22 protein-coding genes are annotated in these 20,169 nt (G+C 73.7%); 10 read left to right on the forward strand and 12 right to left on the reverse strand.

Going from position 1 to position 20,169, the window contains the following annotated elements; all coding sequences use genetic code 11:
- The first annotated feature begins 1 nt into the window (after nt 1).
- From N538_RS0103760 to N538_RS29425, 3 genes are read left to right on the forward strand one after another with little or no spacing between them, the layout of a single operon-like run.
- On the forward strand, nt 2–562 hold the full coding sequence (locus tag N538_RS0103760; RefSeq protein WP_028636185.1) for a M23 family metallopeptidase: 561 nt from the start codon (nt 2–4) through the stop codon (nt 560–562).
- Complete coding sequence (locus N538_RS0103765) at nt 559–825, forward strand: DUF2087 domain-containing protein (RefSeq protein ID WP_028636186.1); 267 nt, start codon at nt 559–561, stop codon at nt 823–825. The genes N538_RS0103760 and N538_RS0103765 overlap by 4 nt, the downstream gene beginning before the upstream one ends.
- Entirely contained in the window at nt 818–1,402 is a 585-nt protein-coding gene (locus N538_RS29425) for a pentapeptide repeat-containing protein (protein ID WP_028636187.1), read from the forward strand. Before N538_RS0103765 ends, N538_RS29425 begins: the two co-directional genes overlap by 8 nt.
- Here N538_RS29425 and N538_RS0103775 read toward each other — a convergent pair.
- Together N538_RS0103775 and N538_RS23725 are read right to left on the reverse strand one after the other, a co-directional pair.
- Nucleotides 1,399–1,836, reverse strand: coding sequence for an iron chaperone (locus N538_RS0103775; protein WP_028636188.1), 438 nt, complete (start codon nt 1,834–1,836; stop codon nt 1,399–1,401). The two genes, N538_RS29425 and N538_RS0103775, sit on opposite strands and share 4 nt — an antisense overlap.
- 10 nt (nt 1,837–1,846) lie before the next feature.
- Entirely contained in the window at nt 1,847–2,452 is a 606-nt protein-coding gene (locus tag N538_RS23725; RefSeq protein WP_051548692.1) for a TetR/AcrR family transcriptional regulator C-terminal domain-containing protein, read from the reverse strand.
- An 87-nt stretch (nt 2,453–2,539) separates the two neighbouring features.
- On the opposite strand from N538_RS23725, the gene bioB reads away from it, so the two are divergent.
- The 4 genes from bioB to bioD are packed head-to-tail and all read left to right on the forward strand — an operon-like array spanning nt 2,540 to nt 6,685.
- Nucleotides 2,540–3,607 carry a biotin synthase BioB gene (gene bioB / locus N538_RS0103785; protein WP_028636189.1) on the forward strand — a complete coding sequence of 356 codons (1,068 nt, stop codon included), beginning with the start codon at nt 2,540–2,542 and terminating at the stop codon, nt 3,605–3,607.
- 11 nt (nt 3,608–3,618) lie between these two features.
- Nucleotides 3,619–4,899 (forward strand): adenosylmethionine--8-amino-7-oxononanoate transaminase, encoded by a 1,281-nt coding sequence (locus N538_RS0103790; RefSeq protein ID WP_036569307.1) that lies wholly within the window; start codon nt 3,619–3,621, stop codon nt 4,897–4,899.
- Nucleotides 4,896–6,017 (forward strand): aminotransferase class I/II-fold pyridoxal phosphate-dependent enzyme, encoded by a 1,122-nt coding sequence (locus N538_RS0103795; RefSeq protein WP_028636191.1) that lies wholly within the window; start codon nt 4,896–4,898, stop codon nt 6,015–6,017. The genes N538_RS0103790 and N538_RS0103795 overlap by 4 nt, the downstream gene beginning before the upstream one ends.
- Entirely contained in the window at nt 6,014–6,685 is a 672-nt protein-coding gene (bioD, locus tag N538_RS23730; RefSeq protein ID WP_036569310.1) for a dethiobiotin synthase, read from the forward strand. Before N538_RS0103795 ends, bioD begins: the two co-directional genes overlap by 4 nt.
- Here bioD and N538_RS0103805 read toward each other — a convergent pair.
- Nucleotides 6,661–7,068, reverse strand: a complete 408-nt coding sequence (locus tag N538_RS0103805; protein WP_028636192.1) for an MmcQ/YjbR family DNA-binding protein — start codon at nt 7,066–7,068, stop codon at nt 6,661–6,663. The genes bioD and N538_RS0103805 overlap by 25 nt on opposite strands.
- Nucleotides 7,069–7,085: 17 nt before the next feature.
- On the opposite strand from N538_RS0103805, the gene N538_RS23735 reads away from it, so the two are divergent.
- Nucleotides 7,086–7,754, forward strand: a complete 669-nt coding sequence (locus N538_RS23735) for an alpha/beta fold hydrolase (protein ID WP_051548693.1) — start codon at nt 7,086–7,088, stop codon at nt 7,752–7,754.
- Here N538_RS23735 and N538_RS0103815 read toward each other — a convergent pair.
- Nucleotides 7,742–8,398 (reverse strand): SDR family oxidoreductase, encoded by a 657-nt coding sequence (locus N538_RS0103815; protein ID WP_028636193.1) that lies wholly within the window; start codon nt 8,396–8,398, stop codon nt 7,742–7,744. The two genes, N538_RS23735 and N538_RS0103815, sit on opposite strands and share 13 nt — an antisense overlap.
- Before the next feature lie 38 nt (nt 8,399–8,436).
- On the opposite strand from N538_RS0103815, the gene N538_RS0103820 reads away from it, so the two are divergent.
- Entirely contained in the window at nt 8,437–9,147 is a 711-nt protein-coding gene (locus tag N538_RS0103820) for a class I SAM-dependent methyltransferase (protein ID WP_028636194.1), read from the forward strand.
- Nucleotides 9,148–9,150: 3 nt separating this feature from the next.
- On the opposite strand, the gene N538_RS0103825 is transcribed toward N538_RS0103820, so the two are convergent.
- Together N538_RS0103825 and N538_RS0103830 are read right to left on the reverse strand one after the other, a co-directional pair.
- Complete coding sequence (locus N538_RS0103825; RefSeq protein WP_028636195.1) at nt 9,151–10,545, reverse strand: amidase; 1,395 nt, start codon at nt 10,543–10,545, stop codon at nt 9,151–9,153.
- A 25-nt stretch (nt 10,546–10,570) separates the two neighbouring features.
- The gene (locus N538_RS0103830) at nt 10,571–11,122 is read right to left on the reverse strand and encodes an NAD(P)H-dependent oxidoreductase (protein ID WP_028636196.1); all 552 of its coding nucleotides are present in this window, start codon (nt 11,120–11,122) and stop codon (nt 10,571–10,573) included.
- A gap of 95 nt (nt 11,123–11,217) precedes the next feature.
- Between N538_RS0103830 and N538_RS0103835 the strand changes: the two genes are divergently transcribed.
- The gene (locus N538_RS0103835; RefSeq protein ID WP_028636197.1) at nt 11,218–11,826 is read left to right on the forward strand and encodes a TetR/AcrR family transcriptional regulator; all 609 of its coding nucleotides are present in this window, start codon (nt 11,218–11,220) and stop codon (nt 11,824–11,826) included.
- Here the strand turns inward: N538_RS0103835 and cimA are convergent.
- From cimA to N538_RS28300, 6 genes are all read right to left on the reverse strand, one after another.
- Nucleotides 11,810–13,405: a citramalate synthase gene (gene cimA / locus N538_RS0103840; RefSeq protein ID WP_028636198.1), complete on the reverse strand. Its 1,596-nt coding sequence runs from the start codon at nt 13,403–13,405 to the stop codon at nt 11,810–11,812. The two genes, N538_RS0103835 and cimA, sit on opposite strands and share 17 nt — an antisense overlap.
- A gap of 149 nt (nt 13,406–13,554) precedes the next feature.
- The gene (locus tag N538_RS27170; RefSeq protein ID WP_155991949.1) at nt 13,555–15,123 is read right to left on the reverse strand and encodes a serine/threonine-protein kinase; all 1,569 of its coding nucleotides are present in this window, start codon (nt 15,121–15,123) and stop codon (nt 13,555–13,557) included.
- Between the two features lie 97 nt (nt 15,124–15,220).
- Nucleotides 15,221–17,605 carry an SCO7613 C-terminal domain-containing membrane protein gene (locus N538_RS0103850; protein WP_028636200.1) on the reverse strand — a complete coding sequence of 795 codons (2,385 nt, stop codon included), beginning with the start codon at nt 17,603–17,605 and terminating at the stop codon, nt 15,221–15,223.
- Between the two features lie 48 nt (nt 17,606–17,653).
- A complete protein-coding gene (locus tag N538_RS0103855) occupies nt 17,654–18,727 on the reverse strand; it encodes a branched-chain amino acid aminotransferase (protein ID WP_028636201.1) in 1,074 nt (357 codons plus the stop codon).
- 209 nt (nt 18,728–18,936) lie between these two features.
- Nucleotides 18,937–20,016 (reverse strand): 3-isopropylmalate dehydrogenase, encoded by a 1,080-nt coding sequence (locus N538_RS0103860; protein WP_028636202.1) that lies wholly within the window; start codon nt 20,014–20,016, stop codon nt 18,937–18,939.
- 10 nt (nt 20,017–20,026) lie between these two features.
- On the reverse strand, nt 20,027–20,164 hold the full coding sequence (locus tag N538_RS28300; RefSeq protein WP_155991950.1) for a hypothetical protein: 138 nt from the start codon (nt 20,162–20,164) through the stop codon (nt 20,027–20,029).
- Between the last annotated feature and the right edge of the window lie 5 nt (nt 20,165–20,169).

A 20,169-nucleotide genomic window follows, 5' to 3' on the forward strand; every position in this document is an offset into this window, starting at 1 on the left:
CATGCGTCGTCTCGGAGCGATCGTCCTCACCGTGCTGCTCGCGGCCGGGCTGGCCGCACCCGCCCGCGGGGCCGACCCCCGCTGGGTCTTCTACACCAAGGACCGGACCTACTACACGTCCCCGTGGTTCCAGGGCGCGCACCGGATCATGGTGCCGTTCGGCTGCACCGCGGCGCCCTACTACTCCCCCGACCCGCGCTGCCGGGACCACCACGGGTTCCACCACGGGATGGACATCGCGATGCCCTGCGGGACCCCCTTGTACGCCGCGGTCCGGGTCCGCGTCGTCCCGAACGACTCGCTCGGCCCGGCGTACGGCGACAACCCGGTGCTGCTGCGCAACCGCAAGAAGCACTTCGACCTGGTGATCGGGCACACGAAGAAGGTGTACGTGCGGGAGGGCGACATGGTCGCGAAGGGGACCATGTTCGCGCGCGCCAACGACCGCGGCGCGCCGGACGGCTGCCACCTGCACTTCGAGGAGCGTTCGGTCGGAGGTGGGCTGTCGACCGCCGGGTGGCCGCGAGCGCTGCTGCGCCTGACGCCGCGGGACCGGTCGTGACCGAGAAGGTGCTCAAGGCGTTCTTCGACGAGGACGGGACCCTGCACACGATCCCGAGCAAGCACGCCAAGCTGCTGGTCGTGCTCGACCGGCTCGCGCAGCAGTTCGAGCCCGGCCGGCGCTACGAGGAGGCCGAGGTCAACGTCATCCTCACGCGCGCACACCCCGACTACGCGGCCCTGCGGCGGTACCTGGTCGAGAACGGCTTCCTCACCCGCGAGGCCGGGGTCTACTGGCGCAGCGGCGGGACGTTCGATGTCTGAGGAGGTCCGCGGCCGGGACTGGTACGGCGAGGACCTCGGCGCGGTCGTCCACTCCGACGTCGTGTTCACCGACGTCGACCTCAGCGAGGTGATCACGAAGGGCGCGACGTTCGAGCGCTGCGTGTTCCACAACTGCCGGTTCAACGCGTCCACCCACGTCGCCACGGCGTTCGTGTCCTGCGACTTCCGGCGCTGCAACTTCTTCGACGCGATCCTCGACGGCTGCAAGCTGACCGGCTCGGAGTTCAGCGAGTGCACGCTGCGGCCGATCGCGGTGCGCGGCGGCCAGTGGCGCGGGGTCAGCATGCGCCGCGCGACGCTGACCCGGCTCGAGCTCGACGGCGTCGACCTCCGCGAGGCGGACCTGTCGATGTCCGACCTGTCCGGCACGTCCCTGCGCGGGGCGAACCTCGGGGGCGCGACCCTCCGCGAGACGAACCTGGCCGAGGCGGACCTGCGCGGCGCCCTCCTGGACGGCGTCGACCTCTCGACCGCGCGGCTGCGCCGGACCAGGCTCGACCTGGTCGGCGCCGTGCTGCTCGCCGAGGTGCACGGCGCCGTGGTCGAGGCCGGTTAGCCGGCCGCCTGCTCGACCAGCTGCTCGATCCGTCTCGCCTCGTCGTCGCCGACCCGGAGCAGGGCGTACTCGGTCGACCACATGTTGCCGTCGTCCAGCAGCGCGGGGTCGTTGAAGCCGAGGTTGGAGTACCGGTTGCCGAACTTCGACGCCGGCTTGAAGAAGCAGACGACCTTGCCGTCGCTGGCCCAGGCGGGCATGCCGTACCAGGTCTTCGGGTCGAGCTGCGGCGCGACCCGGGTGACGATCGCGTGGATGCGCTCGGCCATCACCCGCTCGTCGTCGGGCATCTCCGCGACCTTGGCCAGCAGCGCCTCGAGGTCGTCGGCCTTCTTGGCGCCCTTCCTGCCCTCGGCCTTGAGCTCCTCCGCGCGGGCCTTCATGGCGGCCCGCTCGGCCTCGGTGAATCCGGTGTTCTTCGTCGTCGTGGTCATGACGAGAACGCTACGGACGGCGTACGCCGGGGTGCTTCTCGATTCCTGACCGATCGCCGACCCGATCGCCGACCCGCTGCCGGATCCCGTCGACGACGATGCCGAGCCCCGTGGCGAAGTCCGACTCCGGGCGAGGGTCGCCGTCGATCGCGCCAGCGCTGCCGGCCTGGAGGTGGGTCTGCTCGTCACCGACGTGGCCGAAGACGTAGTGCAGGAGGGTGCGGGCCGCCGTGCCGGCCAGCGCCCGGTCGAGACCGGCGTCGCGACACGCAGCCACCAGCTCCTCCCCCGGTGCCGTGGCGCCGAGCCCGAAGGCGTGCACGGTCGCGACGACCTCGGCACCGTCGCGGTAGGCGAGCATTGCCTCGCGCAGCTCCGTGCAGACGACGGTGGCGCGGTCGTCCCAGGTCTCCGGACGCGGGCCGTGGGGGCCGCGCGCGAGGATCTCGTCGGCCACCGCCGCGAGCAGGGACTGCTTGTTGGCGAAGTGGTGGTACAGCGCGCTGGGCTGCACGCCGAGCTCCGCACCGAGGCGGCGCATGGTGAGATCCGCGAGCCCATAGGCGTCGAGGACGCCGAGCGCGTGCTCGACGACGTCGGCCCGGCGGTGGCCCATCGCACACTCCCCTTCACGTTGACCGCGAATCAGCCGAACCCTAACCTGAACACCGTTCACCTGACCACCGCTCTGCCGGGAGTGCCCATGACCACGTCGTTCGACCACCTCGCCGCCAGCATCCTCGACGGGAAGCCGGCGACCGAGGACGACGCCCTGGCGGTGCTGCGCGCCCGGGACGACGAGCTCCTCGACGTGGTGGCGGCGGCCGGGCGCCTGCGCCGCGAGTTCTTCGGCAACACCGTCAAGGTCAACTACCTCGTCAACCTCAAGTCGGGGCTGTGCCCCGAGAACTGCAACTACTGCTCCCAGGCGCTCGGGTCGACGGCCGACATCCTCAAGTACAAGTGGCTCGACACCGAGCAGGCGCTGGAGCAGGCGTCCGCGGGCCTGCGTGGCGGCGCCACCCGCGTCTGCATGGTCTCGAGCGGCCGCGGACCCACCAACAAGGACGTCGAGCGCGTCGCCGACATGGTCGGCACCATCAAGGCGGAGCACCCCGACGTCGAGATCTGCGCGTGCCTCGGCCTGCTCAAGGACGGTCAGGCCGAGCGGCTGCGCGAGGCCGGCGTCGACGCCTACAACCACAACATCAACACCGCCGAGTCCCACCACGACACCATCGTGCAGACCCACACGTACGCCGACCGGGTCGACACCGTGGGCAAGGCGAAGACCGCCGGGCTGTCGGCGTGCAGCGGCCTCATCGCCGGCCTGGGCGAGACCGACGAGCAGCTCGTCGAGGCGCTCTTCGCGCTGCGCGACCTCGGGTCCGACTCGATCCCGGTCAACTTCCTGATGCCGTTCGACGGCACGCCGTACGAGAACACCTGGGAGCTGTCCCCGACCCGCTGCGTCAAGATCCTGGCGATGGCGCGGTTCGTGTGCCCCGACCGGGAGATCCGGATCGCCGCCGGGCGGGAGATGCACCTGCGGTCGCTCCAGGCCCTCGCCCTGAACGTCGCCAACTCGATCTTCCTCGGTGACTACCTGACCTCCGAGGGGCAGGATGCCGCAGCGGACCTCGAGCTCATCCACGACAACGGCTTCGTGGTGCTCGGCGCCGACGAGGACCCCCGGCCGCTGCACACCGGGGGCCACGACCCGGCCAAGCGCCGCCGCGGCGCCGGCACCGCCGTGGCCCCGAACTCCTGACCCGGCTGCGCATGCTCTCCACGCACGACGACCTCCTCTCCTTCGACCGGGCCCACGTCTGGCACCCGTACACGTCGATGACCGACCCGACGCCGGTGCGCCGGGTGACCGCCGCGTCCGGGACCCGGCTGACCCTCGACGACGGCACCGAGCTGGTGGACGGCATGTCCTCGTGGTGGGCCGCGATCCACGGGTACCGGCACCCGCGACTGGACGCGGCACTGCGCGCCCAGGTCGGCGAGTTCGCGCACGTGATGTTCGGCGGGCTCACCCACGGACCTGCCGTCCGGCTCGCCGAGCGGCTCGTCGAGCTCGCCCCCGACGGGCTCGAGCACGTGTTCCTCGCGGACTCGGGATCGGTCAGCGTCGAGGTGGCGCTGAAGATGGTGCTGCAGTACCAGCGGGGCGCCGGGCGGCCCGAGCGCACCCGGATGCTGACGGTCCGCGGCGGCTACCACGGCGACACGTTCGGCTGCATGAGCGTGTGCGACCCGGTGGGTGGCATGCACTCGATGTTCGCGGGCGTGCTCCCCCAGCAGGTGTTCGCGCCACAGCCGCCGGCGGACGAGGCCGGCGTCCCGGCCTGGGCGAGCGCCTTCGAGGCGCTCGCCGGGCAGCACGCCGGTGAGCTCGCGGGGATCATCGTCGAGCCGCTCCTCCAGGGTGCGGGCGGCATGTGGACCTACCCGGCCGAGTGCCTGCGCGTGATGCGCGCGGTCGCCGACCGGCACGACCTGGTGCTCGTGTTCGACGAGATCGCCACCGGCTTCGGCCGCACCGGGACGCTGTTCGCCGCCGACGCGGCCGGCGTCTCCCCCGACGTGATGTGCGTCGGCAAGGCGCTGACCGGCGGCTACCTGACCCTCGCCGCGGCGTTGTGCACGAGGCGGGTGGCCGAGGGGCTCTCGCGGTCCGAGAGCGGTGTCCTCATGCACGGGCCGACGTACATGGGCAATCCCCTCGCCTGCGCCGTCGCCCTCGCCTCGCTCGACCTCTTGGTCGAGAACGACTGGCGGTCCCAGGTCGCCCGGGTCGGCGCGGGGCTCGCGGCCGGCCTGGAGCCGGTCGGGCGACAGGCCGGTGTCGCCGACGTCCGCACCATCGGCGCCGTCGGCGTCGTGCAGCTCGACCACCCCGTCGACGTGGTCAAGGCGACCGGGGCGGCGATCGAGCAGGGCGTCTGGCTGCGGCCGTTCCGCGACCTCGTCTACACGATGCCGCCGTACGTCTCGACCGACGACGACGTGGCGCGCATCTGTGCCGCCGTCGAGGCAGCGGCGGTGGTCGCGTGAGCTGGCACGAGTGGCTCGCGGCCCAGGCGGCCGCCCGCGAGGAGGCCGGGCTGACCCGGCGGCTCGTCGTACGACCCGCCGACGACCCGGTCCTCGACCTCGCGGGCAACGACTACCTGGGCCTCGCCCGCCACCCCGAGGTGATCGCCGGGGCCGAGGCCGCCGCGCGCGCGTACGGCGCCGGTGCGGGCGCCTCGCGCCTGGTGAGCGGCACGCTCCAGATCCACGCGACCCTCGAGCGCGAGCTGGCGGCGTACACCGGACAGCCCGGCGCGCTGGTGCTCTCGACCGGCTACCACGCGAACCTGTCGGTCGTCACCGCGCTCGCCGACCGTTCGGCGCTGGTCGTCTCCGATGCCCACATCCACGCCTCGCTGGTCGATGCGGCCCGGCTCTCGCGGGCGCGCCTGGTGGTCAACCCGCACAACGACGTCGCCGCCGTCGAGGCCGCGCTCGCCGCCGCGCCGGGCGAGCGGGTGCTGGTGCTCGCGGAGTCGGTCTACTCGGTGCTCAGCGACGCAGCGCCGCTGGCCGAGCTGGCCGAGGTGTGCGCGACGTACGGCGCCCTCCTGGTCGTCGACGAGGCGCACGGCCTCGGCGTGCACGGCCCAGGCCTGGTCGCCGCCGCCGGGCTGGCCGGAGCGCCGCACGTCGTGGTGACCGCGACCCTCTCCAAGTCGCTGGGCAGCCAGGGGGGCGCCGTGCTCGGCCCGCCGGCTCTGCTCGACCACCTGGTCAACCGGGCCCGCCCGTTCATCTTCGACACCGGGCTGGCGCCGGCCGCGGCCGGCGCCGCGCTCGCCGCGCTGCGGGTCCTGACCGCGACGCCGGAGCTCTCGACCCGGGTACGGCACCGGGTCACCGACCTCGCCGCGGCCCTCGGCGTCGAGCCACCGACCGGAGCCGTGCTCTCGGTGCCGATGCCCTCGCCGCGGGGGGCGCTGGCGGCGCAGGCCGCCGCGCTCGAGCAGGGCGTGCGGGTCGGCTGCTTCCGGCCGCCGTCGGTGCCGGACGGCGTCTCCCGCCTGCGGATCACGGCCTCGGCCGGGCCGTCGGACGAGCAGTGGGCGCGGGCCACCGAGGTGCTGGTCGCCGTCGTGAAGGAGTTCCGCGCGTGACCGGACGCGTCGTGGTCGTCACCGGTACGTCCACCGGCGTCGGCAAGACGGTCGCCACCGCGGCCCTCGCCCAGCGGTCTGCCGACCGCGGCTCGGTCGTGGTCGTGAAGCCCGTGCAGACCGGCGTCGTCGACGGCGACTCGGACGCCGAGGAGGTGCACCGGCTGACCGGGTGCGCCGTGCAGGAGTACACGACGCTGGACGACCCGCTCGCCCCGGACACCGCTGCCCGCCGGCAGGGCGTCGCGATCCCACCGGTCGCGGAGTACGCCGACCGGATCCGGGCGCTCGCCGAGCTCCATGACACCGTCGTCGTCGAGGGCGCGGGCGGCCTGCTGGTCCGCCTCGACGCCGACGGCGGGACGCTGCTCGACCTCGCGGCCGAGCTCGCGAAGTCCGTCCCGCTCGACCTGGTGGTCGTCGTGGGCCCGCAGCTCGGCACCCTCAACCACGCCGAGCTGACCGTCGCCGCCGTACGCGCCCGGGGCCTGGAGCCGGCCGGCCTCGTCATCGGTGCGTGGCCGGCCGAGCCCGGGCTGGCGGAGCGGTGCAACGCCGAGGACCTCCCCCACCACACGGGTCTGCCCGTGCTCGCGACGATCCCGGTCGGCGTCGGCGCGCTCGACCGCGACCAGTTCCTGGCTCAGGCGCCGGCCTGGTTCTCCTGAAGCCAGAGCCGGCCACGCGTCTTCGAGGCTCGTGACAGCCAGGCGTCCTGGATGATCTCGGCGAGCTCCTCGCGGCTGATCTCGTCGAGCCGGCTCGCGCGGACGAGCACCGACGGGTGGCCGTCGAAGTGCGGCGTGGTGAAGAACGGGCTCGACTCGTCCTGGAGCAGCGCCTCCTTCTCCTCCGGCGGGCACCAGAGCACGATCACGTCGTCGTACCGCTCCCCGGTCTCGGGATCGAACGCGTCCGGACGGGGCGTCCGGAAGAACACGAACGACTTCCCGCCGACCTGGTAGACGGGATTCTGTGCCCGCTCGCCGCGGACGACGGTGACGTGGGGCATCGCCAGCGCGAGCGCGTGCACGTCCTCGACCGTGGCCACCCGGCTACCGTAGCCGCGTGCGAGTCGCCGCGAACGGGATCGAGCTGGACGTCCGCGTCTCCGGCTCCGGACCGCCGCTCGTCCTCCTGCACGCACTCGGCGAGACGTCAGCGGACTGGGACGTGGTGCTGCCTGCGTTCGAGGAGCGCTTCACCGTGCACGCCGTCGACCTGCGCGGCCACGGCGGGTCCGACTGGCCGGGTGCGTACTCACTGGAGCTGATGCGCGACGACGTGCTCGCGCTGCTCGACGCGCTGGACCTGCCGGCCGTCGACCTGGTCGGGCACTCGCTCGGCGGGTTCGTCGCACACCTCGTGGCCCAGCAGGCGCCGTCGCGGGTTCGCCGGCTGGTGCTCGAGGACGTCCCGGCCCCGCTACCCCGGGAGGTGGCACCCCCGGTGCGGCCGGACGGCGCGCTGGCGTTCGACTGGGACGTAGTGGTCGGCGTACGTCCCGAGCTCGACGACCCCGACCCGGCCTGGCTCGACGGGCTCGCCCGGATCACCGCCGACACGCTGGTCGTGTGGGGCGGGACCGCGAGTCCGGTGCCGCCGGAGCGGGTCGAGGAGCTGGTACGCCGCGTCCCGTCGGCGTCGATGACGACGATCGAGGCCGGTCACCTGGTGCACGCGAAGGAACCCGCCGCGTTCACCGAGGTCGTGCTCGGCTTCCTTCAGCCCGAGTAGGGCACCTCGGTCCGCCAGCCGTCCTCGTCCTGACGGGCCGCGTCCCAGATCGCGTCGGCGACCAGGTCGGGTGTGAAGCGGTCGTCCTGGCCGAGCGTGCCGCGCACCGTCACGGAGACCGCACGGATCCCGTCGTCCACGAGCGTCGCGTCCAGGCTCCGGACGAGGTTGCGGAGGCCGGCCTTCTGCACGCCGAGGGACGCGGCCCGGTGCCACGGCTTGTCGGCCGCCATGCTCCCGGTCGCGGTGACCCGGCCGCCGGCCGACATGAACGGGCGGGCGGCCTGCACCGACGTGAGCAGCGCGCCGACGCCGAGCGTCACGTCCTCGAGCAGCTCGGGCACGGTGAGCTCGAGCGGGTCCTTCTCGCGGAACGCGCTCGGGTTGAAGTGCAGCACGTCGATCCGACCCGTGTGCTCCCCCATCCGCCGGATCGCCGCGGTCGTCGCATCGGCGTCGGTGATGTCGACGACGGCGTGGCCGACCTCGGCGCCGAGCTCCTCGAGCTCCGCCGCCAGCGCCCGGAGCGGCTCCTCCTCCCGACCCAGCAGGCCCACGTCGTACCCCTCGCGCGCGAAGCGTCGAGCCACCGACCCGCTCACGCCGGGACCCGCGGCGACGACCACCAGCACCGGCCTGCTCATGACGCCACCCTAGGCCGCCGCTCGCGTAGGTTGGCGCGGTGCCCTTCTTCGACTTCCTGCGCGACACCGAGCGCTACGCCTCCACCCCCGGCAGCGTCAAGCGGCTCAACACCCGCCACCGCTACCTGGTCAAGCCGTACGCCGCCGAGCTGGAGGGCAGCTCGGTCCTCGACCTGGCCTCGCACGACGGCCGCTGGTCGTACGCGCTGAGCGCGGCCGGCGCCCGGGAGGTCGTCGGGATCGAGGCGCGCGCCGAGTCCATCGCCGGGTTCGCGGCCTACCCGGACGGCCCGGTCAAGGACCGGATCGGCTTCATCCAGGGCGACGTGTACGAGGAGCTGCCACGGCTGGTCGCGGAGGGACGCCGCTTCGACGTGGTGGCGCTGCTCGGGCTCTTCTACCACGTGATGGACCACTACGGCCTGCTCAAGCTGATCGCCCGGCTCGAGCCCCGGCTGGTCATCGTCGACAGCGAGTTCGCCCTCAGCCCGGACCCGATCGTCCGGCTGATCCGGGAGAAGACCGACAACCGGCTCAACTCCATCGCCCACGTCCCCGACCAGGTGCGGGCACCGGCCGGCATCCCGAGCCGGTCGGCCATGGAGCTGATGGCCGCCACGCTCGGGTACGCCGTGGAGTGGGCCGACTGGGAGACGCTCCCGGAGGGCCGGCGGGCCGGGCTGCGGTCCTACTTCCGGGAGCCGCCGGAGATCAAGCGACGCAACACCTGCGCGCTGCGACCGCTCTGACCGTCACCAGCCGGGCGGCCTGCGGTCCGCCCACGGCGCGGCGGCTTCGACCTGGGCCGAGAGCGAGAGCAGCAGCTCCTCCTCGGCCGGCCGGGCCGCGAGCATCACGCCGACCGGCAGGCCGTCGCCGGTCCAGTGCAGCGGCAGCGAGACCGCCGGCATGCCGGTGACGTTCCACGCCGACGTCCACGGGGTGAACGCCTTCTGCGCCTCGAAGTCCGCCTCCGGATCATCGTCGTCGCGCATCGCACCCACCGGCAGCGGCGGGCTCGCGAGCGTCGGGGTGAGGACGGCGTCGTACGGCGCGAGCGCCTCGAGCGCGCCCGCGGCGTACCGTCGCAGCGCGCCGATGGCGAGCCCGAAGTCCGGGCCGCTCACCGCGCGGCCGCGCGCGGACAGCCACCGGGTCAGCGGCCGCAGCAGGTGCTCCCGCTCGGGCGGTACGACGGCCAGCGCGGTCAGCACCGCCCAGCAGGTCTCGAAGGTGGCGACCGCCTCCCGCGGCAGCGGCACCTCGACGTCGACCACCTCGTGGCCGAGCGACTCCAGCAGCCGGGACGCGTCCTCCCAGGCCCGCACGCACGCGGGGTCGACCGTCGTGTCGGTGATGACGGGGGTGCCGAAGCGCGCCACCCGGAGCCGGCCCGGCTCCCGGTCGCAGGCCGCCAGGAAGCTCTCGGAGGGAGGCGGCGCCCAGGCTGGGTCCCCCACCCCGCGACCGGCGAGTGCGTCGAGCATCGCCGCCGCGTCGCGCACGCTCCGGGCGATCGTCCCGGCGGTCGCCAGGCCCACGGGGTCGCCGTACGTCGGGCGACCGCTGATCCGCCCGCGCGTGGGCTTGAGGCCGACGAGTCCGCAGCAGGAGGCCGGGATCCGGATGGAGCCGCCGCCGTCGGAGCCCTGGGCGAGCGGCACCAGCCCCGCCGCGACGGCCGCGGCGGCCCCGCCGGAGGAGCCGCCGGCCGTGCGCGTCCGGTCCCACGGCGTGACGGCCGGCGGCGCGACGTCCGGCTCGGTGTAGCAGGGCGAGCCGAACTCCGGGGTGTTGGTCTTGCCGAGGCTGACCGTCCCGGCCGCCTCGAGCGCCAGCGTGACGCCGTCCGACACGTCGGGCACGAAGTCGGCGAACGCCGCCGACCCGAAGGTCGTGCGCACGCCGGCGGTGAGGTTGAGGTCCTTGATCGCGGTCGGCACGCCGAACAGCGGTGACCCGTCGGGCGCGCCGAGTGCGTCCGCCCGCGCACGGGCCAGGTCGGGCGTGAGCGTGACGAACGCGCCGACCGAGTCGAGCCGGTCGGCGCGTTCGAGGTAGTGGTCGACGAGCTCGCGCGGCGACACCTCGCCGCGGCGCACGAGCGCGCCCTGCTCCAGCGCGGTCAGGTCATGGAGTTCGGCCACGACCCGACCGTAGCCGGACCCGGGGTCAGGCCGCGGCGGTCGCCGGGTCGTACTCGACCAGGGTCTGCACCGCGCGGGTGAGCCGGCCGATCACGTCGGGGTCGGTCAGCACGTCGACCTCGATGGCCGACTGCGAGACGGTGACGTCCTCGACGACGGTCGCGCCGGCGATGCGCGCCGATCGGGCGGTGTCCTCGTGCGCCCACTTGCCGCCGAACGGCGTCGGGGTCGCGCCCACCACGCCGAACGGCTTGCCGACGATGGCGCCCGCGCCGTACGGACGGGACAGCCAGTCGATCGCGTTGTTGAGCACTGCCGGCATGGTGCCGTTGTACTCGGGCGTGACCGCGAGGACGCGGTCGGCGCTGCCGACCCGCTCACGCAGGGCGGCCGCGGAGGCGGGCACGTCGCTCGGGTTGTCGATGTCCTCGTTGTAGAACGGGATCTGGCCCAGGCCGTCGACGATGTCGACGGTGACGCCCTCGGGCGCCTGCTCGGCGAGGAGCTCGGCCAGCTTGCGGTTGACGGAGTCCGTCCGGAGGCTGCCGACCAGGACGGCGATGGTGGTTTCGGTCATGGTCCCAAAACGGACCACGGTCCGGTTTCATTCCCGCCGCGACCCGGCGATTTCGCGAGCGCTGCATCACGGCTCTCACTAGGGTGAACGCCGACATGTCCGAGCCGTCCCGGGAGCCCCAGCTGCTGCCCCTCCTCGGCGCTCCCCCGGCGGAGCGCCGCGACGCGGCGCGCAACCGGGAGCGGCTGCTGGACGCCGCGAAGGAGCTGGTCGAGCGGTGCGGCGCGGCCGCGACCACCATGGACGCGGTCGCCGCGGCCGCCGGGGTCGGGAAGGGGACGGTCTTCCGCCGCTTCGAGTCCCGTGAGGGCCTGATGGCCGCGATCCTCGACCACTCCGAGAGCGAGTGGCAGGCGCAGGTGATGTCCGGCGAGCCGCCGCTCGGCCCGGGCGCCGACCCGTGGGACCGGCTGCTCGCCTTCGGCCGCACCCGCCTCGAGACCACGCTCCTGCACGCCGAGCTGATCCGCGAGGCCGGACGGTCGGGCGCGCGGGCCTCGGGCGCGTACTCGTTCACGGCGACCCACGTGCGCTACCTGCTGAGCCAGCTCCAGGTGGACGGCGACGTGCCGCTCCTGGCCGTGGCGCTGCTGGCGCCCCTCGAGCTGCCGATCCTCGAGCAGGTGAGCCTCGACGGGTTCCCGGTGGACCGGGTCTACCACGGCTGGGTGGACCTGGCCCGCAGGATCACGCGCCGCCCGTAGCCGCCTCCTGGCGGCGCAGGCCGAAGGTCATGCCGTCGACGAGCGCTCCCCACGACGCCTCGATGACATTGGCGCCGACGCCGACGGTCACCCAGGACGACTCGCCGTCGCTGGTCTCGATCAGCACCCGGGTGATCGCGTCCGTGCCGTGGCCCTGGTCGAGGATGCGCACCTTGTAGTCGATCAGCTCGAACTTCGCGACCTCCGGGTACGCCCGCTCGATCGCGTGCCGCAGCGCCTGGTCCAGCGCGTTGACCGGGCCGTTGCCCTCACCCGTCACGACGTGCCGCACGTCGGCGGCCCTCAGCTTCACCGTCGCCTCGGACAGCGCGTCCTCGCCCGGGCGGGTCTCGGTGATCACCCGCCAGGACTCGACCTCGAAGTACGCCGGGCGCGCGCCCTCGACCTCCTCGACGAGGAGCAGCTCGAACGACGCGTCGGCCGCCTCGAACGTGTAGCCCCGGCTCTCGAGCACCTTGACCCGGTCGGTGATCCGGGTGACGAGCTCCCGGTCGCCCGAGAGGTCGAACCCGAGCTCGCGGCCCTTGAGCTCGATCGAGGCCCGGCCGGCCATGTCGGACACGAGCAGCCGCATGTCGTTGCCGACGCCGCCCGGGTCCATGTGCTGGTAGAGGTCGGGGTCGACCTTGATCGCGCTCGCGTGCAGGCCGGCCTTGTGGGTGAACGCCGAGGCGCCGACGTACGGCTGCCGCGACGCCGGCGGGAAGTTGGTGACCTCCGCGACCGCGTGCGCGATCCGGGTCGCCTCGCCGAGCAGCCCCTGGGGCAGCACCTCGCGGCCCAGCTTGAGCTCGAGGTTCGCCACGACCGAGACGAGGTCGGCGTTGCCGGTGCGCTCGCCGTACCCGTTGATCGTGCCCTGCACGTGCGTCGCCCCGGCGTCGACGGCGGCGAGCGTGTTCGCCACGGCACAGCCGGTGTCGTTGTGGCAGTGGATCCCGACCCGCACCTGCGCGCTCTCGCGGACGTCGTGGACCACGTCGGCCACCCAGCCGGGCAGCATGCCGCCGTTGGTGTCGCAGAGGGCGACCACCTCGGCGCCGGCGCCGTATGCCGTGCGCAGCACCTCGAGCGCGTAGTCGCGGTTCGCGCGGTACCCGTCGAAGAAGTGCTCGGCGTCGAGGAACACGGTCTGCCCCTCGGCGCGGAGGTGGCTGACGGTGTCGCGGATCATCTCGAGGTTCTCCTCGAGGGTGGTGCGCAGGGCGAGCTCGACGTGCCGGTCGTGGGACTTCGCGACCAGCGTGACGACGCCGGCTCCGCTGTCGCGCAGCGCCGCGACCAGCGGGTCGTCGGCGGCCTTGACGCCCGCGCGCCGGGTGGCGCCGAACGCCGCGAGCCGCGCGTGGCGCAGGTCCAGCTCGTCCGCGGCTCGGCGGAAGAACTCGGTGTCCTTGGGGTTCGCGCCCGGCCAGCCGCCCTCGATGTACCCGACCCCGAGGCCGTCGAGCTGGCGCGCGATGGACAGCTTGTCGGCGACCGAGAGGTTGAGGCCCTCCTGCTGCGCGCCGTCGCGCAGGGTGGTGTCGTAGACGTGGAACGCGCCGTGGAGATCCATCGGGCTCTCTCTCGTACAGGTTTCGGACACAAAAAAACCTCTCGGGGTACGAGAGGTCGGCGCGCCGGGTGCTCCACTCGGGAGCTCGGCGCGCTAGGAAATGATGATCTGCTGGTGCTGCACGTGCCCATCGTGCCACGGCGACCGGATCACGGACGCGGCATCTCGGCATGCGGGCGGTCGTTCGCGGGCGTCCACGTCGCGCCGGCGAGGTCCGCGCGGAAGCCCAGCACCGCGGCGACCGCGAGGACCACGAGCAGCGCGACCGTCCACCGCCGGAGGTCGGCGGCGAGCGGGTTCACGACCCGCCCGACCGGTCCGCGGACCCGGGACCCACCGGGTCCGAGCCACAGGGAGACGGCGAGCACGACGCCGCACACGAACAGCGCGAGGCCCAGGCCGGTCGCGATCGCGTAGCAGATCAGGGCCGCTGCGACCGCCAGCCCGAGGCTCCACAGGGCGAGCAGCACCGCACCCGGGACGGACTGCACGAGGTGCCAGGGTGCGGCGACCAGCAGCTGCACGCCGTCGTACCACTTGCGGCCGCGGTACTCCCGGCGCTGGTCCCGCGCCGACGCGGCGAGCGAGCCGCTCCGCAGCAGCCAGGCCAGGACCAGCATCAGCGCGGTCGTGAGCCAGGGGTACGCCGCGCACCCGGCACCGCACACCAGCGCGATCCCGGACAGCAGCACGCCCCGGCGGAACCGCTCGGCGGCCGGGACCTTCGCCACCGGCGGCTGGTACGACGTCAGTGCGAGCGTGAGCGGCTCCGCGGTCTCGTGGCCCGGCCAGACGTCGGTCTCGTCGTCGGCCGCCGCCTGGGCGGCGAGTGCGAGCGGGACGGTGTACGGGTCGTGCGGCGGCGCGCTGGGCGGCGGGGCCGCCGGCCGCTCGCCGCGACGGGTGGTCAGGGGTCGCAACCAGGTGAGCAGCTGGTCGAGCGTGGGGCGGTTCCGCGGCTCCGGGTCGAGGGCGGCCGCGACCACCTGGCGCAGGTCGTGGGGCAGGCCGTCGAGGTCGAACTGGCCGCGCCGGACGCGGTCCATGATCGCCATCGCGGGGCCGCGGCCGAACGGCGGGTGGCCGGTGCCGGCGTACGCCACCGTGGCCGCCCACGAGTGCACGTCCGAGGCGGGGATCGCGTCCTCGCCGTACAGGATCTCGGGCGCGAGGTAGCCCGGTGTGCCGAGCAGCCAGCCGGTGTGGGTCAGCTTCGGGTCGTCGGCGACGCGGGCCAGGCCGAAGTCGATGAGGATGGGCGTCCGACCCTCCATCAGCACGTTCGAGGGCTTCACGTCGCGGTGCAGGACGCCGACGGAGTGCACCGACGCCACACCCTCGGCGAGGCAGCCCGCCAGCCAGTAAAGATCGTCGCCCTCGATCGCCCCCTCCTCGACCACCAGGTCGTGGAGCGACAGGCCGGGCACGTAGCGGGTGGCGACGTACGGGACCTCCGCCCAGGGGTCGGCGTCCACGATCTCGGCCACCCACTGGCTCCGGATCCGCTGCAGGGACCCGACCTCACGCTCGAGCCTCCGGCGCGCCTCCTGGTCGCCGACGATGTGCGGGCGCAGCACCTTGAGCGCCACCCGCTGGCCCGCCGGGCCACGCCGGGCCAGGTGCACGACACCCATGCCCCCCTCGCCGAGCCGGGCCAGCAGGGTGTAGCCGCCCACCGTGCGGGCGGACGGCCCCTCGGCCGGCGGAGACGTCGTCACGCGCCGAGGCTACCCGCGCGGCGGGTCGCGATCGGGTAGGCGGCACCCCCTGCCCGCGGCGCCGGTCGGATTCACCGGCACACCTCCTGAGGCGAGGTCAGCGCAGCGCCCCGAGGTAGCTCCCCGTCGCCCGGAGGTCGCGCAACCGGCGTTCCCACGTCACGCCGACGACGGTGAGCAGCGTCCCCGCCGACCCGATCAGCGCCCACTGCGGCACCCCGGCGAGGTACGGCGCGAGCTCGCGCAGCACGACCGTCGCGCCGACGGCTGCCCCGACGACGAGCGGCGCGCTCCAGCGCAGCCGCGCGCCGAGGAGCACCAGGACGAGGCAGGCTGCCCCCAGCGTCGCCGCCCGCAGGCTGAGCGGGTCCTCGAGCACCCAGAGCAGGGACGGCACGGTCGCCAGCAGCAGGGCTGGTCCGAGCGCTCCCCAGGTGGGGGCCTCGGGGTGCCGGCGGAGGTGGACCACCCCGACCACGAGGAGCGCGACGGCGCTCGGCAGCGTGTACGGCTCCGGCGCCGTGACACCGACGTCCCACAGCCGCACCCAGGTGGCGACCGCGAGGAGAGCGCCCCCCAGCCAGCCGAGCGAGCGCCGCCCGGGCTGGAGCAGGGCGCTCACCGAGACCAGCACGCCGGCGACCGTGAGGTGCAGTGCCAGCGCGACGCTCGGGTCGTCGGCGTACCCGACCGCGAACGCCGCGGCCACGGTGGCGGCCGGCCCGGCGGTCGCCTCGATCTCCGGGCGGGGCCGGGCGATCGCGAGCACCCCCAGGATCACCAGGACAGGGACACCGCGGTGGCTCTCCTCGACGCCGGCGACCTCGCCGAGCACCCACACGAACCCGGCCACGGTCGCCGAGAGCAACAGGCCGCCGGCGAGCTGCTGGTCGACCCGGCCGAGGCGCCACAACGTGGCCGCGACCAGGACCAGCACGCCGAGCACCACCGCGGTGAGCACGTCGCTCGGCAGGGCCACGAGCAGGCCGAGCGCGCCCACAGCGACCCCGGCGACCGACTGGCCGAGGCCGTACGTGCCCTCGTGCCGGAGGGCGTCCGCGACCAGGGCGGCGCTCAGGAGGGCCAGCCCGGCGACCACCGTCCACACCGGGACCGGGCCGAGGGCGAGGGTCCCGATCAGCGCGAGGGCCAGCACGCCGGCCGGCAGCTGGGGGCGCGGGAGGCGTGGGAGCACCGCGAGGAGCGCGGCGAGCAGGCCCGCGGCGCCGAGCAGGAGCAGCACCGGCACGGCGACCGGGTCCGAGTCGCCCAGGCTCGTGGTCACCGAGCCCGTGAAGGGCGCATCGACGTCGATCGCGTTGCCGAGGGCCTGGACGGCGAGAGCCGTGGTCACCAGGCCGAGGGGCACGCCGGCCACGACGATCGGCGGCCACGCAACCGGACGCCAGGCAGCGGGCAGGACCAGCGAGACCAGGACCCAGGTCGCGAGCACGGCGAGCGCCACGAGCCCCACGACGGTGGCGCCCTCGTCGATCGCCGGCAGTGCGACGGTCACGGTGAGCAGCGTGAGGGTCACCGCGACGCACGCGCGGACGGCCGCGACGTTCCCGCGCAGGAAGGGGACCGGCAGCAGCGAGAGCAGCGTGGCGAGGAGGAGCGAGGCGCCGTGACCGTCGAGCCAGAGCGTCCGCAGGCTGGCGAGGTCGGCCGCCTCGGCCAGCCCGACGAGGAGCAACCCCAGCCACCAGCAGGACGCGCCGGCCGCCGCGGCGACCAGCAGCGGGGTGAGCCCACGAGCCCGTGCCAGGCCGGCCAGCACCGCGTGGCCGAGGATCACGGCGACCGTCACGGTGGTCAGGTGGCCGGTCGTCGCCACCAGTCCGGCGCCGAGCGCTCCCAGGCCGAGGACGGCGCCGGCCTGGGGCGAGATCAGCCGCGTGATGACGGCGAGCGCCAGGGCGGCGACCGTGACGGTCCCGCCGACCACGGCGAGCAGCTCCTCCGCCGCGAGGTCGCCCCACCAGCCCGCGTGGTCGGCGCCCACGACGTCGAGGACGAGCAGCCCGAGGCCGACGGTGGTGAGCGCCTCACCCGCGATCCGCAGGTCCCGTCGGCCCAGCCACGCACCCAGGCCGCCGGTGACCACGGTCAGCCCGGTGAGGACCGCCGTCCGGCCTCCGACGCCGAGCCACGACCAGGCCGCCACGAGGAACGCGACCGCGGCGACCAGGAGGCACAGTGCGCCGAGCCCGAGGAGGATCTTCGGCACCGAGAGTGCGGACATCTGGTGCCGCTGCGGCGGGCGAGTGACCGGCACGGGCGGCCGGAGCGGCACGGGTGCCGGCGCCCCCGCCGACTCGACCCGGAGCCGGGCGAGCAGCTGGTCGGCGGTGCGAAGGGCCTGCAGCAGCTCCCCGGCCAGGGGCACCCGCAGGAGCAGCCCGCACTCAGGGCACGCGGACGCATCGACGGGCAGCCGGGAGGAGCAGCTGGGGCACACGAACGGATCGGCGTACGGCATGCCGCAAGCCTTGCCGGGCGGCGCCCGGCGGGGAATCGGTACGGATACTCAGACGATGCGGTGCATCCAGCCGAACGGGTCCTCGGCGCGGCCGTACTGGATGTCGACCAGCGCCTGGCGGATCCGCATCGTCAGGTCGGTGCTCGCGGGCGCCGGGGCCGACCCGCCGTCCCACTTCAGCTCGCCCACCGGGGTCACGACCGCGGCGGTCCCGCACGCGAAGATCTCGGTGATCCGCCCGCTGGCCACGCCCTCGCGCCACTCGTCGATCGAGAACCGCCGCTCCTCCACCTGGTGGCCGAGCTTGCCGGCCAGCTCGATGATGCTGGAGCGGGTGATGCCCTCGAGGATGGTGCCGGTCTCGGGGGTGACGATGGTGCCGTCGTCGTGGACGAAGTACATGTTCATGCCGCCGAGCTCCTCGACGTACCGCCCGTGCTGGGCGTCGAGGAAGACCACCTGGTCGCAGCCGTGGCCGGTGGCCTCCTGCTGCGCGACCAGCGAGGACGCGTAGTTGCCGCCGGTCTTCGCGGCACCCATGCCACCCCGTCCGGCGCGGGTGTACTCCTCGGTGAGCCACAGGGTGACGGGCTTGACGCCGCCCTTGAAGTAGGCGCCGGCGGGGCTGGCGATCACCATGAACGTGACGTGCTGGCTCGGCCGGACGCCGAGGAACACCTCGGTCGCGATCATGAACGGCCGGACGTAGAGGCTCTTCTCCCCCGCCGGGTCAGGGACCCAGCGCTGGTCGGCCGCGACCAGGGCGTCGACGGCCTGCACGAAGTCGTCGACCGGGAGCTCGGGGAACGCGAGCCGGTGGCTGGAGCGCACCATCCGGGCGGCGTTCTCCTCCGGCCGGAACGACCAGATCGAGCCGTCGTCGTGGCGGTAGGCCTTCATGCCCTCGAACGTCTCCTGCGCGTAGTGCAGGACGGCGGTCGCCGGGTCGAGGGCGAGCGGGCCGTACGGCTCGATGCGCGCGGCGTGCCAGCCGGCGTCGGGGGTCCACTCGGCCGTGAACATGTGGTCGGTGAAGAACTGGCCGAAGCCCGGGTTCGCGAGGATCTCGGCGAGGCGCTCGTCGGAGACGGGGGCGCTCGACGACGTGGTGCTGATCTCCATGGGGGACAACTTAGTAGGCCTTCCGATGAAATGGAGACGGGTCGGATGCGTCGGGATACCCGGTGAGCCGGGGATCCCGACGCTTCACGGGCATTGCAACGGCCGAAAAGTGCAGGCATACCCGGCGAGCCGGGGATCCCGACGCTTCACGGGCATTGCAACGGCCCAAAAGTGCAGGCATACCCGGCGAGCCGGGGATCCCGACGGCCTCAGCCCACCAGACGCCCCGCGATCGCGTCGCCGACCTCGGGAGTACGGCGGGTGGTGCCCGGCTGACGGGCGGCGAGGTCGTCGATCACGGCGCTCTCGATGGCCGCGGCGGCGTCGGCGTACCCGAGGTGGTCGAGCAGCAACGACGCGGACAGGATGGCGGCGGTGGGGTCGGCCTTCTGCTGGCCCGCGATGTCGGGCGCCGAGCCGTGCACCGGCTCGAACATGGAGGGGGCCGTCCGGTCGGGGTTGACGTTGCCGGAGGCCGCCAGGCCGATGCCGCCGGTGATGGCGGCGGCGAGGTCGGTGATGATGTCGCCGAAGAGGTTGTCGGTGACGATCACGTCGAAGCGCGCGGGGTCGGTGGTCATGTGGATCATCGCCGCGTCGATGTGCATGTAGTCGGTCGTGACGTCGGGGTACTCCGCCGCCACCTGCTGGAACAGCCGCCACCACACGGCGCCGGCGTTCACGAGCACGTTGGTCTTGTGGACCAGCGTGAGCTTCTTGCGCGTCCGGCGCTGCGCGCGGGCGAACGCGTCGCGGACGACCCGCTCGACACCGAAGGCGGTGTTCACCGAGACCTCGGTGGCGATCTCGTGCGGCGTCCCCACGCGGAGCGCGCCGCCGTTGCCGGTGTAGGGACCCTCGGTGCCCTCGCGGACCACCACGAAGTCGACCTCGCCGGGGCTGGCGAGTGGTCCGGGGACGCCCGGGAAGATCCGGGACGGCCGGAGGTTCACGTAGTGGTCGAGCTCGAAGCGCAGCCGGAGCAGCAGGCCGCGCTCGAGGATGCCGGGCGGCAGGTTCGGGTCGTTGGGCCTGCCCCCGACGGCGCCGAGGAGGATCGCGTCGTGCTCGCGGATCTCGCGGAGCACGGAGTCGGGCAGCACCTCACCGGTGGCGAGGTAGCGCTCGGCGCCCAGGTCGTAGCGGGTCTGCTCGAACTTCACGCCGTCGGGGGACGCGACCTCGAGGACCTTGAGCGCCTCGGCGGTCACCTCCTGCCCGATCCCGTCGCCGGGGATGACGGCGAGCTGGAGGGTGCCTCCCGTGGTGCTGGAGTTCGAGGAAGTCATGCGCCGGAGACTAGTTGTCGTCCGGGCGCTGGCCGCCGTTGTCCCGCAGGTCGAGCGAGGCCTGCAGGGCGGCCTGGACGTTCTCGTGGCTGCGGGGGTTCTCGGGGTGGTGCTGGGCCGGACCCCAGTCGGGGTACATGTCGTACATCGCAG

Source organism: Nocardioides sp. URHA0032 (genome assembly GCF_000620645.1).
GTDB lineage: Bacteria > Actinomycetota > Actinomycetes > Propionibacteriales > Nocardioidaceae > Nocardioides.

Excerpts from the sequence above, each read along its gene's own strand:
- N538_RS0103815 (WP_028636193.1), bottom strand. The coding sequence starts at position 8,398 with ATGAGCAGGCCGGTGCTGGTGGTCGTCGCCGCGGGTCCCGGCGTGAGC.
- N538_RS0103850 (WP_028636200.1), bottom strand. The coding sequence starts at position 17,605 with ATGCCGTACGCCGATCCGTTCGTGTGCCCCAGCTGCTCCTCCCGGCTG.
- N538_RS0103860 (WP_028636202.1), bottom strand. The coding sequence starts at position 20,016 with ATGACTTCCTCGAACTCCAGCACCACGGGAGGCACCCTCCAGCTCGCC.
- N538_RS29425 (WP_028636187.1), top strand. The coding sequence starts at position 818 with ATGTCTGAGGAGGTCCGCGGCCGGGACTGGTACGGCGAGGACCTCGGC.
- N538_RS28300 (WP_155991950.1), bottom strand. The coding sequence starts at position 20,164 with ATGTACGACATGTACCCCGACTGGGGTCCGGCCCAGCACCACCCCGAG.
- N538_RS0103855 (WP_028636201.1), bottom strand. The coding sequence starts at position 18,727 with ATGGAGATCAGCACCACGTCGTCGAGCGCCCCCGTCTCCGACGAGCGC.
- N538_RS0103790 (WP_036569307.1), top strand. The coding sequence starts at position 3,619 with ATGCTCTCCACGCACGACGACCTCCTCTCCTTCGACCGGGCCCACGTC.
- cimA (WP_028636198.1), bottom strand. The coding sequence starts at position 13,405 with ATGGATCTCCACGGCGCGTTCCACGTCTACGACACCACCCTGCGCGAC.
- N538_RS0103760 (WP_028636185.1), top strand. The coding sequence starts at position 2 with ATGCGTCGTCTCGGAGCGATCGTCCTCACCGTGCTGCTCGCGGCCGGG.
- N538_RS23725 (WP_051548692.1), bottom strand. The coding sequence starts at position 2,452 with ATGGGCCACCGCCGGGCCGACGTCGTCGAGCACGCGCTCGGCGTCCTC.
- bioB (WP_028636189.1), top strand. The coding sequence starts at position 2,540 with ATGACCACGTCGTTCGACCACCTCGCCGCCAGCATCCTCGACGGGAAG.
- N538_RS0103830 (WP_028636196.1), bottom strand. The coding sequence starts at position 11,122 with ATGACCGAAACCACCATCGCCGTCCTGGTCGGCAGCCTCCGGACGGAC.
- N538_RS0103775 (WP_028636188.1), bottom strand. The coding sequence starts at position 1,836 with ATGACCACGACGACGAAGAACACCGGATTCACCGAGGCCGAGCGGGCC.
- N538_RS0103835 (WP_028636197.1), top strand. The coding sequence starts at position 11,218 with ATGTCCGAGCCGTCCCGGGAGCCCCAGCTGCTGCCCCTCCTCGGCGCT.